At 73.2% G+C, this 14,695-nt stretch carries 17 protein-coding genes; 11 read left to right on the top strand and 6 right to left on the bottom strand.

Annotated elements, in window-relative coordinates; genetic code table 11:
* Positions 1–374 precede the first annotated feature (374 nt).
* The 7 genes from E6U81_RS33130 (at position 375) to amaP (ending at position 3,819) form a co-directional block, all read left to right on the top strand.
* Positions 375–596: a helix-turn-helix domain-containing protein gene (locus E6U81_RS33130; RefSeq protein WP_030010789.1), complete on the top strand. Its 222-nt coding sequence runs from the start codon at positions 375–377 to the stop codon at positions 594–596.
* Between the two features lie 156 nt (positions 597–752).
* Entirely contained in the window at positions 753–1,532 is a 780-nt protein-coding gene (locus tag E6U81_RS33125; RefSeq protein ID WP_136233712.1) for an enoyl-CoA hydratase/isomerase family protein, read from the top strand.
* Between the two features lie 130 nt (positions 1,533–1,662).
* Complete coding sequence (locus E6U81_RS33120) at positions 1,663–2,088, top strand: Asp23/Gls24 family envelope stress response protein (RefSeq protein ID WP_136233711.1); 426 nt, start codon at positions 1,663–1,665, stop codon at positions 2,086–2,088.
* Between the two features lie 17 nt (positions 2,089–2,105).
* Positions 2,106–2,291, top strand: a complete 186-nt coding sequence (locus tag E6U81_RS33115) for a hypothetical protein (RefSeq protein WP_030662934.1) — start codon at positions 2,106–2,108, stop codon at positions 2,289–2,291.
* 81 nt (positions 2,292–2,372) lie between these two features.
* Positions 2,373–2,705 (top strand): Asp23/Gls24 family envelope stress response protein, encoded by a 333-nt coding sequence (locus E6U81_RS33110; protein ID WP_136233718.1) that lies wholly within the window; start codon positions 2,373–2,375, stop codon positions 2,703–2,705.
* The gene (locus E6U81_RS33105; RefSeq protein ID WP_136233710.1) at positions 2,702–3,256 is read left to right on the top strand and encodes a DUF6286 domain-containing protein; all 555 of its coding nucleotides are present in this window, start codon (positions 2,702–2,704) and stop codon (positions 3,254–3,256) included. The genes E6U81_RS33110 and E6U81_RS33105 overlap by 4 nt, the downstream gene beginning before the upstream one ends.
* Entirely contained in the window at positions 3,253–3,819 is a 567-nt protein-coding gene (gene amaP / locus E6U81_RS33100; RefSeq protein ID WP_136233709.1) for an alkaline shock response membrane anchor protein AmaP, read from the top strand. The genes E6U81_RS33105 and amaP overlap by 4 nt, the downstream gene beginning before the upstream one ends.
* A 40-nt stretch (positions 3,820–3,859) precedes the next feature.
* Here the strand turns inward: amaP and E6U81_RS33095 are convergent, their stop codons facing one another.
* From E6U81_RS33095 to E6U81_RS33070, 6 genes are all read right to left on the bottom strand, one after another.
* On the bottom strand, positions 3,860–4,615 hold the full coding sequence (locus E6U81_RS33095) for an SDR family oxidoreductase (protein ID WP_136233708.1): 756 nt from the start codon (positions 4,613–4,615) through the stop codon (positions 3,860–3,862).
* A gap of 10 nt (positions 4,616–4,625) precedes the next feature.
* A complete protein-coding gene (locus E6U81_RS33090) occupies positions 4,626–5,417 on the bottom strand; it encodes an SURF1 family protein (protein ID WP_136233707.1) in 792 nt (263 codons plus the stop codon).
* Positions 5,418–5,496: 79 nt separating this feature from the next.
* Complete coding sequence (locus E6U81_RS33085; RefSeq protein WP_007263378.1) at positions 5,497–5,730, bottom strand: hypothetical protein; 234 nt, start codon at positions 5,728–5,730, stop codon at positions 5,497–5,499.
* A 110-nt stretch (positions 5,731–5,840) separates the two neighbouring features.
* The gene (locus E6U81_RS33080) at positions 5,841–6,818 is read right to left on the bottom strand and encodes a DEDDh family exonuclease (RefSeq protein WP_136233717.1); all 978 of its coding nucleotides are present in this window, start codon (positions 6,816–6,818) and stop codon (positions 5,841–5,843) included.
* A gap of 42 nt (positions 6,819–6,860) precedes the next feature.
* Entirely contained in the window at positions 6,861–9,458 is a 2,598-nt protein-coding gene (locus E6U81_RS33075; protein WP_136233706.1) for an MXAN_6230/SCO0854 family RING domain-containing protein, read from the bottom strand.
* Between the two features lie 152 nt (positions 9,459–9,610).
* Positions 9,611–10,255, bottom strand: a complete 645-nt coding sequence (locus E6U81_RS33070; protein ID WP_136233705.1) for a TetR family transcriptional regulator — start codon at positions 10,253–10,255, stop codon at positions 9,611–9,613.
* A gap of 115 nt (positions 10,256–10,370) precedes the next feature.
* Here E6U81_RS33070 and E6U81_RS33065 point away from each other — a divergent pair, with 115 nt between their 5' ends.
* From E6U81_RS33065 to E6U81_RS33050, 4 genes are read left to right on the top strand one after another with little or no spacing between them, the layout of a single operon-like run.
* Complete coding sequence (locus tag E6U81_RS33065) at positions 10,371–11,168, top strand: acetoacetate decarboxylase family protein (protein ID WP_136233704.1); 798 nt, start codon at positions 10,371–10,373, stop codon at positions 11,166–11,168.
* A gap of 1 nt (position 11,169) precedes the next feature.
* Positions 11,170–12,054 (top strand): SDR family NAD(P)-dependent oxidoreductase, encoded by an 885-nt coding sequence (locus tag E6U81_RS33060; protein ID WP_136233703.1) that lies wholly within the window; start codon positions 11,170–11,172, stop codon positions 12,052–12,054.
* 12 nt (positions 12,055–12,066) lie between these two features.
* On the top strand, positions 12,067–13,407 hold the full coding sequence (locus tag E6U81_RS33055; RefSeq protein ID WP_240804150.1) for an amidohydrolase family protein: 1,341 nt from the start codon (positions 12,067–12,069) through the stop codon (positions 13,405–13,407).
* Positions 13,404–14,627: an amidohydrolase family protein gene (locus tag E6U81_RS33050; protein WP_136233702.1), complete on the top strand. Its 1,224-nt coding sequence runs from the start codon at positions 13,404–13,406 to the stop codon at positions 14,625–14,627. Before E6U81_RS33055 ends, E6U81_RS33050 begins: the two co-directional genes overlap by 4 nt.
* The last annotated feature ends 68 nt before the right edge of the window (positions 14,628–14,695 follow it).

Genomic DNA, 14,695 nt, shown 5'->3' with positions numbered 1-14,695 from the left:
GCCTGCCGGGGAGGTGCCGGGACGCCGTCCCGGCCCTGATCCAGTTCCTTATGGATCATTCGGCTCAGGGGTGATCCATCATCTGAGTGAGACGGTCTCGTACCGTTGCGCGTCGTCCGACGGCCCCGGCCGCACCCGCGAGGGTGCGCGGCCGGGGCCGTCGTTTTCCCTCCGTCCGGCCCCTGACCTGGAGATTCCCGGGGAGGCCGGCGAAGTGTGACGGAAGTCATGCGGCGGAAGAGGAGATTCCGTTCTGCTCGGGTGTCCACGGCTCGGGAAATGCCGCCGTACCGACCTTGCTGAATGGGTGGCCAGGAAGCCGGGGAGGGGTGATCATGAGAAGTCCAGAGCGCACTTCCCACGAGGAGGCACGGGTGGCCGAGACTCTGAAGAAGGGCAGCCGGGTTACCGGCGCCGCGCGCGACAAGCTCGCGGCAGACCTGAAGAAGAAGTACGACTCCGGTGCGAGTATCCGGGCGCTGGCCGAAGAGACCGGCCGGTCCTACGGATTCGTCCACCGGATGCTCAGTGAGTCCGGGGTTTCGCTGCGTGGCCGCGGTGGCGCGACGCGTGGCAAGAAGGCGGCTACGGCCTGACCCCGGTCCATCGGATCCAACGCTCCAACGGCTTCAAGGCTCACATGATCCGACGTTCCCTTCGGTGACCCCCGGTCGGCCCCCCGGCCGACTGGGTGGTTACTGTGCAGTCACTTAGGCCGAGCTTGCGGCCGACTGCACACCGGAGGCATACAGATGGCTCTGCTCGACAAGGACGGCGTACGACTCACCGTCGACGACACGGTCGCCACGGTGACACTGACCAATCCGGCCAAGCGAAATGCCCAATCCCCCGCGCTCTGGCGGGCTTTGGCCGAGGCGGGCAGGTCGTTGCCGGGCACCGTCCGGGTCGTCGTGCTGCGCGGCGAGGGCAAGTCCTTCTCCGCCGGGCTCGACCGGCAGGCGTTCACCCCCGAAGGCTTCGAGGGCGAGCCGTCCTTCCTCGATCTGGCGCGCGGTTCGGACGAACTGCTCGACGCCACGATCTCCGAGTACCAGGAGGCATTCACCTGGTGGAGGCGTAACGACATCATCTCCGTCGCCGCCGTGCAGGGGCACGCGATCGGCGCCGGCTTCCAGCTCGCACTCGCGTGCGACCTGCGCGTTGTCGCGGACGACGTGCAGTTCGCCATGCGCGAGACGAGTCTGGGCCTGGTCCCCGACCTGGCCGGCACCCAGCCGCTGGCCTCCCTGGTCGGGTACGCCCGCGCGCTGGAAATCTGCGCGACGGGCCGCTTCGTGCATGCCGAGGAGGCGGAGCGCGTCGGCCTCGCCAACCTGGTGGTACCGGCGGACGAGCTCGACGCCGCCGTCCAGGACCTGACCACCGCCCTGCTGGCCCCGCCGCGGGATGCCGTGATCGAGACCAAGACCCTGCTACGCAGCGCGCAGACCCGTACCTACGACGACCAGCGCGCCGCCGAGCGCGCTGCCCAGGCCCGTCGCCTGCGCGACCTCGCGAGCCTGTCGGACTGACCCGTCGTCCTCGATCCCCGGGCCCGGAAACCGACCCGGGACGACGCCGACCGGCGTAGTCCCGGGGCGCCGCGGCCGCCGCGCGCCTAACGTGGTGCGGAGTGAGTCCGTACACGTGAAGGGACACGCGATGACCGAAACCGCATCAGGGGGCTCCCACAAGGCTGCAGGTGACCGGGGGCGCACGACCATCGCGGACGGGGTGGTCGAGAAGATCGCCGGACTGGCCGCCCGCGAAGTGGTCGGCGTGCACGCTCTGGGCAGCGGCCTCTCCCGCACCTTCGGTGCCGTCCGGGACCGGGTTCCCGGCGGCGGGAAGGCCGCGGTCAGCCGTGGGGTCAAGGCCGAGGTCGGCGAGGTGCAGACCGCTCTCGACCTGGAGATCGTCGTCGACTACGGCGTGTCGATCCGTGACGTGGCACGGGCTGTCCGTGAGAACGTCGTCTCCGCGGTCGAGCGTATGACCGGCCTGGAGGTCGTCGAGGTCAACATCGCCGTGAGCGACGTCAAGCTGCCGGACGAGCCCGACGAGGAGCCGGAATCCCGACTCCAGTAGCCGAGAGGAGCCCGCACATGAGCATGGCGGTTGCCGGCATGTTGGCCGGCATGGCCCTGGGGTTCGCCGGCTATTTCGGCGGATTCGGTGCCTTCCTGCTGGTGGCGGCCCTCGGAGCCGTGGGCTTCGTCGCCGGCCGCTTCCTCGACGGGGACCTGGATCCCGGGGACCTGTTCCGCCGCCGCGACGACCGGCGCAGGTGAGGCGCGGTGAGCACCCTGCCGCAGGCCACCCCACCGGGCCCCGCCGCGCCGGGGGTCGCCGCTCGGGCGACCCCGCACGCGGTGGCCGCCGCCGACCGCGGGGCCACCCGCATCGCCGACCGGGTCGTCGCCAAGATCGCCGCACAGGCCGCCCGGGAGGCGCTCCCCGCCAGCTCCGGCGCGCCCCCGCAGGCCACCGTCACCGTGCACCACGACATCGCGCGGGTCCGGGTGAGCCTGGAACTCCACTACCCCTCCGACCTGGCCGCGCAGTGCGCGGCCGTGCGCAGCCGGGTCACCCGCCGTGTCGAGGAGTACGCGCAGATGTCCGTACCCGAGGTCGACATCGACATCGAACACCTGCACTCCGGGCACACCCGCACCGCCGCCGGGCGGGACCGGCGGCTGCGGTGACGGCGACCCGGTTCCGGTCCGCCCGCCGGATCCCCGCGGCCCTCGTCGCCCTGGTCGTGCTCGGGGCGGTGGGGCTGCTCCTGTACGACCTGGCCGCCGTACGGGCCGACCGGCCCGCCATGGCGTGGCGCCGCGAACTCGCCCACCGGCTGGAGGCCCACACCCCGGCGGACCTGGCGGTGCAGCTGGCCGGCGGGGCCCTGGCCCTGGTAGGGGCGGCGCTCCTGCTGCTGGCCGTCACCCCGGGGATCCGCCGGATCCTCCCCATGCTGAGCCCGCACCAGGACGGGGAAGCGGGCGCGGCCCCGCCGCTGCGCGCCGGGATCGGCCGCAGGGACGCGGCCCAAGTGCTGCGGGACCGGGCCATGGAGGTGCCCGGGGTGCGGTCGGCCCGGGTACGGATGGGCCGCTCCCGCGTCCGGGTGCGGGCCACGTCCCACTTCCGGGAACTGGACGAGGTGCGGGCCGACCTGGACGCGGTCATGGCCGTCGGCATCGAAGAGCTGGGCCTCGTGCGCCCGCTGCGGCGGCGCGTTCGGGTCAGGAGGTGAGCGGGTTGCTCGGGACGGTGAACCGGATCCTGCTGGCGGTGGCCGGAGCGGTCCTGCTGGCGGCCGGGGTCGTACTGCTGACGGCGGCACGCCCGCTCAAGGGCCGTGCGGCGCCGCTGCTGAGCGCCGAGGACCGGCGCCGGTACCTGCACGCCGAGGGCTGGGCCTGGTGGGTGCTGGTCGCGGCCCTCACCCTGTGCCTGCTGCTGGCACTGTGGTGGCTGCTGTCCCAGCTGCGGCGCTCCAGGCTGCGCGAGGTCGCCGTGGACACCGGGGACGGGGCCTTCGCCGTACTGCGCGGGCGCGCCCTGTCCGACGCCGTCGCCGCGGAGGCCGGAGCCCTGGACGGGGTCGCCGGCTGCCGGGTCGTCCTGCGCGGGCGGCGCGGTGCGCCCGCCCTGCGGGTGGCGGTCGAGCTGGAGCCCCACGCGGTCCCCGCGGACGCGCTGGCGGGGCTGGCGGGCCCGGTCCTGACCCACGCCCGGACCTCGGCGGGGCTCCCGGAACTGCCGGCGGAGGCCCGCTTCAGGGTGACGTCCCACCGGGCCCGGCGCGTCAGCTGAGGACGCGCCGGGGCCGGACGCGGAGCGCCGGGACGGACGCTCAGAAGCCGTGCCGGGAGCCGCCGTCGACCGGGAGCATCACGCCCGTCAGGTAAGAGGCGGCCGGCGACAGCAGGAACGCGGCCGTGCGGCCGAACTCCTGCGGGGAGCCGTACCGGCGCAGCGGGATGCGGGACTCGTTGCCCGCGCGGGCCGTGGCGGCGTCGCCGGACAGCGCGTCGAGCTCCCGTACCCGGTCGGTGTCGATACGGGCCGGCAGCAGTCCGATGACGCGGATCCCGCGCGGACCGAGCTCCACCGAGAGGGACTTCGCGAAGCCGGCCAGGCCCGGCCGCAGGCCGTTGGAGATGGTCAGGCCGGGGATCGGCTCGTGGACCGAGCCCGACAGGACGAAGCCGATGACCCCGCCCTCGTCCAGCACCGCGGCGGCCGCCCGGGCGAGGCGCACCGCACCGAGGAAGACCGACTCGAAGGCGGCCGACCACTGCTCGTCGGTGCTGTCGACTGCGAAGCCCGGGACCGGGCCGCCGACGCTGATGAGGATGCCGTCGAAGCGGCCGAAGTGCTCGCGCGCCGTGGCGATGAGCCGCGCGGCAGCCGCCGGGTCCGCGTTGTCCGCGGCCGACCCCACGGCGTTCGGACCGAGTTCGGCGGCGGCGTCGGCCGTCCGCTTCTCGTCCCGGCCCGTCACGAGGACCTTCGCGCCGTCGGCGATCAGTTCCCGGGCGGAGGCGAAACCGAGGCCGCGGGTGGCCCCGGTGACGATGTAGACACGGTCTTTCAGTCCAAGATCCATGCCCGACACGCTACGCCGTCGCGGGCTCCTGTTCGGCCGCTTCGGCCCGGGCCGCGGCCTCCTCGCGGTCGCGCTTCTCGCGCCGTACGAGGACCAGCCAGCCCACCGGCACCGCGGAGGCGAACAGCCACCACTGGACCGCGTAGGCCATGTGCGCGCCGATCGAGTCGTGGTCGGGGTCGGCGACGGTCTCGGGGCTGCCGTCCGCCGGAGCCGGATCGGTCAGTTCCAGGTACCCGCCGAGGACCGCCCGGCCCAGGGACTCGGCCTGCTGCTCGCTGTTGATGAGCATCACCTGACGGTCGGGCAGGCCCTTGCGGTCCTTGATGCCGCTGCCGCCGCTCGTCTCGTCGGCCTTCAGCCGGCCGGTGACCGTCACCTCGCCCGCGGGCGCGGCCGGCACCGGCGGGTAGGCGCGCGGGTCGCCGCCGCCGGCCACCCAGCCGCGGTCGACCAGCACCACCCGGCCGTCGGCGAGGACGAGCGGGGTCAGGACGTGGAAGCCGACCTTGTCGTCGTTGGAGGTCCGCATCCGTACGACCACCTCGTGCGCGGAGTCGTAGGTGCCGGTGGCGGTGACCGCGCGCCAGAAGTCGGCGCGGGGGACCTTGTGGCCGGGGGAGGTGACCTCCGTCATCGGGACCGGCTTCGCCCGCAGGTTCGCCTCGATCAGCTGGTTCTGCGCGACCCGGTGCACATGGCGGTGGTACTGCCAGAACCCGAGCTTGATCATCACGGGGATGAGGACGAGGGCCATGAGGGTGAGGCACACCCACTGCCGGGTCAGCACAAAGCGGTACACGCCCACGACGGTACCCCGGCCGACGAGGACCCCGGCGGCCGGGTGGCCCTCCGGGGTCGCGGGGAGGAGAAGGAAGCGGTCAGACGTGGTCGACGATGCCCACCTTCCCTTCCGCGCGGGCGCAGTGCCCGCCGCAGTACCACTGGCCCTCGACCTCGACGCCCTGTCCGATGATCTGGACCCGGCAGTGCTCGCAGATGGGCGCCATGCGGTGGATGGCGCAGGAGAAGCAGTCGAAGACGTGCACGGCGCCCTGCGCGTGCACCTCGAAGGACATGCCGTAATCGTTTCCGCAGACCTCACAACGTGCCATGCGCCGCATGCTGCGCACGGCGGAGCGGCGGAACAAGATCCACCCTGGTGAGTCGCCGCGCGGACACCCGCCCGGACCAACGGCAGGCGGCCGGCCCCCTCATTCCCAGGTCATTCCCCGGCCGGGGCCACGTCCCGCAGCAGCTGCGTGAAGGCCGCCTCGTCGACGACCGGGGTGCCGAAGGACTTCGCCTTGACCGTCTTCGAGGTCGCCGAGTCCGGGTCGTTCGTCACCAGGAGGCTGGTGAGCCGCGACACACTCGTCGCGACGTGCAGGCCCGCCTCGATCGCCCGGTCCTCCAGCAGCTCCCGTTCCACCGAGGTGTCGCCGGAGAAGGCGATCCGCATGCCCTGCTTCAGCGGCTTGCCGTCCTCGAAGCGCCCCGGGTTGGGGTGCGGGCACGGCGGACGCTTGCGCGAGGGCCGCCAGCTGCCGCCCCGGTACGACGCCTGGTGGCCCACGCGCGGGGTGGCGGCCGAGTCCGACCACTCCGTCAGCGGACGGCATTCCAGCAGGGGCAGCCGTACGCCGCCCTGCGCCGCGGCGTGCAGCGACGGACGGAATGCCTCCGCGAGCACCCGGGCGTCGTCGAGCGCGTGGTGGGCGCGCTGCTGGACCACACCGAAGTGCGCGGCGAGCGACTCCAGCTTGTGGTTGGGCAGCGGGAGGTTCAGCTCCTTCGACAGGGCGATGGTGCACAGCCGCTGACGGACCGGCGCGGTCGTCTCGGCGCGCGCGTACTCCCGGGCGATCATCTGCCAGTCGAAGATGGCGTTGTGCGCGACCAGCACGCGGTCCGCGAGCCTGCCGGCGAACTCCTCGGCGATGTCCTTGAAGAGCGGCGCGCCTTCGAGCACGTCACTCGTCAGACCGTGGATCCACACCGGTCCCGGGTCCCGCTGCGGGTTGACCAGGCTGTACCAGTGGTCCTCCACGTTGCCCAGGGCGTCGAGCCGGTAGACGGCGGCGGAGACTATCCGGTCGTCGCGAGCGAGCCCGGTGGTCTCCACGTCGACGACCGCGTACCCCTGTGGGTACGCGGTCGGCCACGTCGTCTCTGCGGTCGTACGGTCGTCGAGCATGGTCACAGAGGATATCGGCACGGACTGACACCGCGGCCCCACCCTCGGTCAGCCCAGGGCGGAGACCAGGTCCCCGGCGGCCAGCTGTTCGAGCCCGCAGCCGTCAACGGGCCCCGGCAGCAGCCGGTATACGGACCCCCGCGCCCCGGCCGGCGCCACGTCGCCGTCCACCAGTGCGAGCAGCGCCGACCTCCCCGAGGCGGCGGCGCCCGCGAGGGCCTCCACATCGGACGACGGCAGCACGGAGTCCGGATCCTCCAGCCCGAGCAGCCGCCCGGCGAAGGCCGCGGTGTCCTCGTCCGACCGGCGCCGGTAGGTCCACAGCTCGTCGGGGTCGCCGGGCCGGGGCGTGCGGCGCAGCACGACGGCCTCTCCGCAGCGCGCCGCCGCGTGCCAGCCCGCCAGCTCCCACAGGGTGGTGCGGCCGGTGGAGAAGTACTGGAAGAGGTCGCGGCCGATCCGGGCCAGGTCCTCCTGGTGCGCGGACACGCTGTGGTAGCCCTCGTCGTCGGGCAGGTGCACGTCGGTCCACAGGAAGCCGCGCCGCTCCAGGTCGACCAGCATCGGCACGTGGATCCGGGAGTTGCCGACCAGGTCGTAGCGCTGCCGCACGGTCCGCGGGTCGTAGCGCGCGGTGCGCCCGGAGCGGCTCGGCAGCGCCATGAAGCCGGCGAAGGCGTCGGGCAGCAGCTCGAAGGGGATGTTGTTGTAGCTGAAGACGACCGGCATGGCGAAGCGGACGCCGGTGTCGGCGAGGGCGTCGAGGTCGATGTCCACGTACTCGCTGGCCCCGGCGGGCGCGGGGGCGGAGGTGAGGTCACCGGAGTGCACCACGGCCCGTCGGCCGTACACGAGGCGGGTGAAGTCGCACAGGCCCGCGTAGTTCCAGTCGGAGTCGAACAGCACCACCGACAGGTCGAGGTCCACCCTCTTCTTCGGCGGCTCCATCCAGTGCAGGAACATCCGCAGCACCTCGCCGTCGGGCAGCGCCTGGAAACTGCCCTTGGGGACGGTGACCAGGGTCTTGGCCGCGGCCCGCTCCGCCGAGGGGACGTGCAGGTGGGCCAGGCGCGAGTCGAGGACCGCCACGTCGTACGGCTCGGCCGCGGCCAGCCTGCGCAGCAGCTCCCGCTCGAACAGGCCGGTCACCGCACGGGTCACGGGCTCGGCGAGCGGCGCCCGGGTGTCGTCCACGGTGTACGAGTGCGCGACCTGGCCGCGGGGGAAGAACACCCTCCGGGTGCCGGGCAGATGGCGGATCCGCAGCCGTCCCAGCGCGGACAGCACCGGCCCCGGCCCCGCCTTCGGCAGGCGCTCCGCCAGGACCGCCGCCACCCGCTCGGGCAGGGCGTCGGCCGCGTACCGGCGCAGCAGGTGGTCGAGGCGCCGTACGAGCTCTCCGGGCCGCTCGGCGAGGACGGCGAGGGCCAGGTCCGGGTCCGCCCCGCGCAGGGCCTCCTCCACGCGGCCCGTCCAGGTGGCGGCCCTGATGCGGGAGCCGTCGACCCGTACGGCCTGCGGGTACCGGGCGGCCGTGGCCAGCAGGGCCTCGCCCAGCGCGGTGCCCCGGACGTCGGTCCCGCGCAGCACGGCGAAGGCCAGGGCGGCCCGCGGGTGGCGCCCGTACTGCTCGAAGGGGTGCAGGATCTCGGCGGCCCGCTTCCACGGGTCGGGGTGGCGCAGGACGTCCTCGACGAGCAGGGCGGGGTCCAGTGCGTCCAGCAGGGCGAGCAGTTCGCGGCGCAGAGGGCGCGGCAGGGACCGCATCCGGGGCGGCGACAGCAGGTCGGCCTCGCCTCCGGACCAGACGGCCAGCAGCCGCAGGACGTCGGTGGCGGTGGTCAGCCGGCCGGGCAGCAGGGCGCGTGCGGCCTCCCGGGTGCGGCGCTCGCGCAGCAGGGTGCCGAGCACCATGGCCTTGGTCTCCCGCACCGGGATGTCGTCCGGCAGCCAGTCGAGGCCGGCCGGCGCGGCGGCGAGCAGCACCCGCGCCTCCTCGGTGTCCTGGGCCGACAGCGGGGTTCGGCGGGCGAGCAGCCGGCCGAGGGCGGTGACGGAGTCGGCCGCGCGGTCGGTGCCCAGGCCCAGCAGCCGCAGCGGGCCCGCGCTTTCGCCGGGCGCGGGCCGGCCGGGCCGCTCGGCGGCCGGGTCCAGGAAGGGGTCCGCGAGGTCGATCCGGCGGTGGCAGATCGGGCAGCCCGTGTAGACGGCGCCGTCCCAGCAGGTCCGGCAGACCAGGTGGGCGCAGGGCGACACGGGGTGGACGCTGCCGACGGTCGCGCACAGCACGCACGGCTGGGCGGGCCACTGCAGGAGCAGTGCGAAGACCCGGTCGAGCCACAGGGCGACGGTGTCGTCGGGCACGGAGGCCGGGAACGTGCGGAACAGCGGCATGTGGGTGCGGTCCGCGCCCAGCAGGACGTCGATGTCGCGGACGAGCGAGGTGCCGGCGTCGGCGAGCCCGGTGGGGCCGAGCCAGGCGAGTGCGGAGCGCAGCGGCGCCGTCAGGGCGAAGCCCCGGTCGAGGAGTTCGGCCTCGAGGGCGGTCAGGCCCTCGGCCGTGGACGGATCGCCGGGGCGCGGCCCGGCCTGGTCGACGTACACGGTGTGGAGACGGCGCAGCAGGACGGTCGACAGCTCGGGCAAAGGGGAGAGTCCTCCGGAACCGGGGAGAGGGGTGGGGCGGGGGCGGAGAGGGGACGCGCTGCGTGGTCATCGGAGAGGTGAGAAGGAAGCACGTCGCGGAGCCGCCCCCGCGCAGCAGATACAACCACGGCCGGGCCGAGGCGCAAACCGATTTACCGACCGGTCCTCGGCCCCTGCGGCGGCGCCGCCAGCAGGGCTGTCACCAGGGCCCGTACGGACAGCAGGAAGAGCCGTTCCGGATCCGCGGGCCGGGCCAGCGCGCGGGCGAGGGCCGGGTCGTGGGGGGCCGCGGCCGGGTCCCAGAGCTCGCTCTCGGCCGGGGACTGGGCGGGGGAGCGCTCGCGGTTGCGCTCGACCAGCAGGAACCCGACGATCTGGAACTGCACGGCGCGCACCGCGTCGGCCGCCCGGGCGCCGCGCAGTCCCGCGGCGTGCACCTCGTGGACGAGCGCCTGCTGCGCGGGCAGGAACATCCGCTCCGTGAGCCCGCGTTCGTGGACCATCGCGATCAGGTGCGGGCGCTCGCGCAGCTCGCGGCGCAGGATCCGGGCGACCGATTCGATCCGCTCGGCCGGGGTGCGCCCGACCGGGGAGATCGCGCCCATCTCCTGCACCGTCCGCTCCACGAGGGCGTCGAGCAGCGATTCGCGGTTGCCGACGTGCCAGTAGATGGACGTCACGGCGGTGCCCAGCACGGCGGCGAGCCCCCGCATCGTGAGGGCGGCCGGACCGCGCTGCTTGACCAGGGACGCGGCGGCGTCCAGCACCTCGTCCCGGGTCAGCGAGGATCTGGCCATGTCAGTGGTCCACCGATCTGTCGATGCGTCAGTTTCCGTGTATGCACGGGGGTTTACCCTTCATCGCTCGCGGTGTAACTGTGTTACAGACCCGAACCGAGAGGTGGTGCGAGACATGGCACGCGTACGGTACGGAGCGCGCACCGAGGCCGAGATCGCCGCGTCGCGCGAGAAGAGTTCCAAGCTCCCCGACATCTGGTCCACCGGCGTGGTGGCCGTCTGGGAGACCGACCCCGACGTGGTCGCCGAGGTCCTCCCGCCGCCCCTCAAGCCGGCCGGGCGGCCGCTCGTGCGGGCGAACATCAGCAAGGTCGACCTGCCCGGCTACCCGCTCGGCGCCGGCTCGGTGGCCGTCGCCGCCCACCACGACGGTGTGGAGGGCTGGTACCCGCTGGTCATGCCGATGACCCACGAGCGCGCCCTGACCGGCGGCCGCGAGGTCTTCGGCGAACCGAAGAAGCTGGGCGAGGTCACCGTCGAGCGCGACGGCCTCGTCGTGCGGGCCGCCCTCGCCCGGCACGGGATCGCCTTCGTCGAGGTGCGCGGCGCCGTGGACCGCCCGCTCCCGCTGCCCGAGCCCACCCGGAAGACCGACTTCTACTTCAAGTTCCTGCCCGCCGTGGACGGTTCCGGCTTCGACGCGGACCCGGTCCTCGTCCACTGCGTCCGCAACGAGAAGGTCCGCAAGCTGGAGCACATCACCGGTGACATCGTCCTGCGCGAGTCGATGTTCGATCCCGTGGCCGACCTCCCCGTCCGCCGGATCGTGGAGATCACCCTCGGCGAGAAGACCACCGACCAGAAGGGCCGGGTCGTCGAGCGGGTCAGCGCCCGGGCCCTGCTTCCGTACATCCACCAGCGCTACGACGACCCGATGCAGATCCTCGACGGCCCCCCGGAAGGGAGCCTGTGAGATGAGGCTCGAACCGGGACAGGCGGCCGTCGTCACCGGCGCGGCGAGCGGTATCGGCCTCGCCATGGCCCGCCGCTTCGCCGCCGAGGGACTGAAGGTGGTCCTCGCCGACGTCGAGGAGGCCGCCCTGCGCAAGGCCGCCGACGAACTCGCCGCGGACGGGGCACAGGTACTCGCCCGGACCGTCGACGTCAGCGACCGCGACAGCGTGCTCGCCCTCGCCGACGCGGCCTACGACGCCTTCGGCGCCGTCCACGTCCTCTGCAACAACGCGGGCGTCGGCTCCGGCGCGGAGGGCCGGATGTGGGAGCACGAGCCCAACGACTGGAAGTGGGCCTTCTCCGTCAACGTGTGGGGCGTCTTCCACGGCATCCAGGCCTTCGTCCCCCGCATGATCGCCGGCGGCGCCCCCGGCCACGTCGTCAACACCTCCTCCGGCGACGGCGGCATCGCCCCGCTGCCCACGGCCTCCGTCTACGCCGTCACCAAGGCCGCCGTGGTCACCATGACCGAGTCCCTCTACGCCCACCTCAAGGCGGAGGGCGCGGCCGTCGGCGCCTCCGTGCTCTTCCCCGGCCCGCACATGCTGCGCACCGGACTGTGGGAGTCCCACCGCAACCGGCCCGAGCGGTACGCGAAGCAGCGCCCGCGCAGGACCCCGTACCGCAGCCTCGACCAGTACGAGGCCGCCATGAAGCAGGCCGGCCACGAGGTGAACTTCACCCCGGTCGAGGAGGTCGCCGAGCACGTCGTCGACGGCATCCGCGCCGACCGCTTCTGGATGCTGCCGCCGAGCGAGCACAGCGACCGGCAGATCCGCGCCCGGTCGCAGTCGATGCTCGACCGCGCCGATCCCGCCTACCTGGAGAGCTTCATCCTCGACTGAGGAGCGTCCGCCATGAGTGACAGCACAAGCGACAGCACGGGTGACAGCACGTGTGACAGCACGGGTGGCACACCGTACGAAGACCCCTACCTGATCATCTCCTCCGACTGCCACGCGGGCCTGCCCACCGAGCAGTACCGCCCCTACCTCGACTCCCGCTTCCACCGCCAGTTCGACGAGTTCCTCGGCCAGCGCGACGCCCGCCGCGCGGAGGCCACCCGGCTCGGCGTCCGCAACGAGGCCTTCGCCGAGAAGTGGTTCCACGACCACGAGGAGGGCCTGCGGGGAGGCTGGGACACCGGACAGCGGCTGAAGGAGCTCGACGGCGACGGCGTGGCCGCCGAGGTCGTCTTCCCCGACGCGGACGCCGTCGACAGCCAGACCGCGGCCCCCTTCGGGGTCGGCCTCGGGCTCTCCGGCGACCAGGACCCCGAGCTCGGCATGGCAGGCGCGCAGGCGCACAACCGCTGGCTGGCCGAGTTCGTCTCCCAGACCCCCGAACGCCACTGCGGCGTCGCCCTGCTGCCCATCACCGGCGAGCCGGACCAGGTCGTCGCCGAGATCCACCGGGCCAGGGAGTCCGGGCTGGGCGCGCTGATGATCCCCGCCATGTGGGTGGACAAGGCGCCCTACCACGACCGCCGCTACGACCCCGTCTGGGCGGCGGCGGCCGAGACGCGGATGCCGATCGTCACCCACTCCGGGTCCTCGCCGCGCCACGAGTACGGCGACCACCTGGGCATCTTCGTCTCCGAGGTCACCTGGTGGCCGGCCCGCCCGCTGTGGTTCCTGCTCTGGTCCGGGGTGTTCGAGCGGCACCCGGGCCTGAAGTTCGGGGTCGCCGAGTCGGGCTGCTGGTGGCTGCCGAACCAGCTGTGGTTCATGGACCGGCTCTACCTCGGCGCGCACGGCGGCAAGAAGCTCTCGCCGTTCGAGGAGCTGAAGCGGCCGCCGAGCGAGTACCTGGACCGCCAGGTCTTCGTCTGCGCCACGAACACCAAGCGGCGCGAACTGGCCCAGCGCTACGAGATCGGCGTGGACAACATCCTGTGGGGCTCGGACTTCCCGCACCCCGAGGGCACCTGGCCGAACACCCGGACCTGGCTGAAGAACACCTTCCACGACATCCCGGTCGAGGAGACCCGCCGGATGCTGGGCCTCGCCGCGGCGGAGGTCTTCGGCTTCGACACCGCGAAGCTGGCCCCGATCGCCCGACGGATCGGCCCCACCCCGGCCGAACTGGGCCAGTCCCCGGACCAGGCGGCGGTGGCGGCCTCCTGGGCGCGTTCGCGCGAGGTGGGCCGGCACTGGCTGACCGACCACGACTTCCCGGTACTGGGGGTCTCGCGGTGACCGGCGACGACCGCTACACGGTGATCTCGGCGGACTGCCACGCGGGCGCCGACCTCCTGGACTACAAGCCGTACCTGGAGAAGCGGTACCACGACGACTTCGACGCCTGGGCCGCCACCTACGTGAACCCGTACGAGGACCTCCTCGCGGACACGGCGGACCGCAACTGGAACTCGGCGCGGCGCCTGGCGGAGCTGGAGGCGGACGGCATCGTCGCCGAGGTCGTCTTCCCCAACACCATCCCGCCGTTCTTCCCCAAGGCATCCCTGATGGCGCAGCCGCCGACGGCCGCGGAGTACACGATGCGCTGGGCCGGGCTCCAGGCCCACAACCGCTGGCTGGCGGACTTCTGCGCGGACGCCCCGGGGCGGCGGGCCGGCGTCGCGCAGATCCTCCTCAACGACGTCGACGCGGCGGTGCAGGAGATCCGCCGGACGAAGGCGGCGGGCCTGACGGGCGGCATCCTGCTCCCCGGCGTGCCGCCCGGATCCACGGTCCCCGAGCTGTACTCGGCCGCCTACGACCCCATCTGGGCGGTGTGCGACGAGTTGGACGTCCCGGTCAACCACCACGGCGGCTCGGCCTCGCCGCCGCTGGGCGACGAACCGGCGGCCCGGGCCGTCTTCATGGTGGAGACCACCTGGTTCTCGCACCGGGCCCTGTGGCACCTGGTCTTCGGCGGGGCGTTCCGGCGCCACCCGGGCCTGAAGCTGGTCCTGACGGAGCAGGGCTCCGGCTGGATCCCGGGCGTGCTGGAGATGCTGGACTACTACCACGGCCGCCTGGTCGCGGCATCGGCCACGGCCGAGTCCAAGTTCGGTGCGGGCCTCGCCGAGGCGATGGGCAGCGGCCCGAGCGAGGTCTGGCGGGACAACTGCTTCGTGGGGGCCAGCTTCATGCGCCCCCACGAGGTCCCGCTGCGGGACCGGATCGGCCTCGACAAGATCATGTGGGGCAGCGACTACCCCCACGACGAGGGCACGACGCCGTACTCCCGCGAAGGCCTCCGCATCGCCTACGCGGGCCTCCCGCGGGACGAGGTCGCCGCGATGGCCGGCGGCAACGCGGCCCGCGTGTACGGCTTCGACCTGGCCCTGCTGGACGCGCTGGCCGCGCAACACGGCCCGCTGGTCTCGGAGATCGCCGAACCCCTGACGGAGGTCCCGCCGGAAGCCACCAGCCCGGCCTTCGCCAAGGGCGGCTCGGTCCGCGTCTGGTGACCCCGTCTCCCGCCGGGCCGGCTCCGAGGTCCTGTCGTCAAAGTCTCGCCTGGCCCGCGGCGCCACTT

This window comes from Streptomyces sp. A0592, from assembly GCF_004795115.1.
Classification (GTDB): domain Bacteria; phylum Actinomycetota; class Actinomycetes; order Streptomycetales; family Streptomycetaceae; genus Streptomyces; species Streptomyces erythrochromogenes.
This window is presented reverse-complemented; position numbering and strand designations above follow the sequence as displayed.

Coding starts and splice junctions, on each gene's coding strand:
- E6U81_RS33125 (WP_136233712.1), top strand. CDS start 753: ATGGCTCTGCTCGACAAGGACGGCGTACGACTCACCGTCGACGACACG.
- E6U81_RS33120 (WP_136233711.1), top strand. CDS start 1,663: ATGACCGAAACCGCATCAGGGGGCTCCCACAAGGCTGCAGGTGACCGG.
- E6U81_RS33115 (WP_030662934.1), top strand. CDS start 2,106: ATGAGCATGGCGGTTGCCGGCATGTTGGCCGGCATGGCCCTGGGGTTC.
- E6U81_RS33095 (WP_136233708.1), bottom strand. CDS start 4,615: ATGGATCTTGGACTGAAAGACCGTGTCTACATCGTCACCGGGGCCACC.
- E6U81_RS33085 (WP_007263378.1), bottom strand. CDS start 5,730: ATGGCACGTTGTGAGGTCTGCGGAAACGATTACGGCATGTCCTTCGAG.
- E6U81_RS33070 (WP_136233705.1), bottom strand. CDS start 10,255: ATGGCCAGATCCTCGCTGACCCGGGACGAGGTGCTGGACGCCGCCGCG.
- E6U81_RS33065 (WP_136233704.1), top strand. CDS start 10,371: ATGGCACGCGTACGGTACGGAGCGCGCACCGAGGCCGAGATCGCCGCG.
- E6U81_RS33060 (WP_136233703.1), top strand. CDS start 11,170: ATGAGGCTCGAACCGGGACAGGCGGCCGTCGTCACCGGCGCGGCGAGC.
- E6U81_RS33055 (WP_240804150.1), top strand. CDS start 12,067: ATGAGTGACAGCACAAGCGACAGCACGGGTGACAGCACGTGTGACAGC.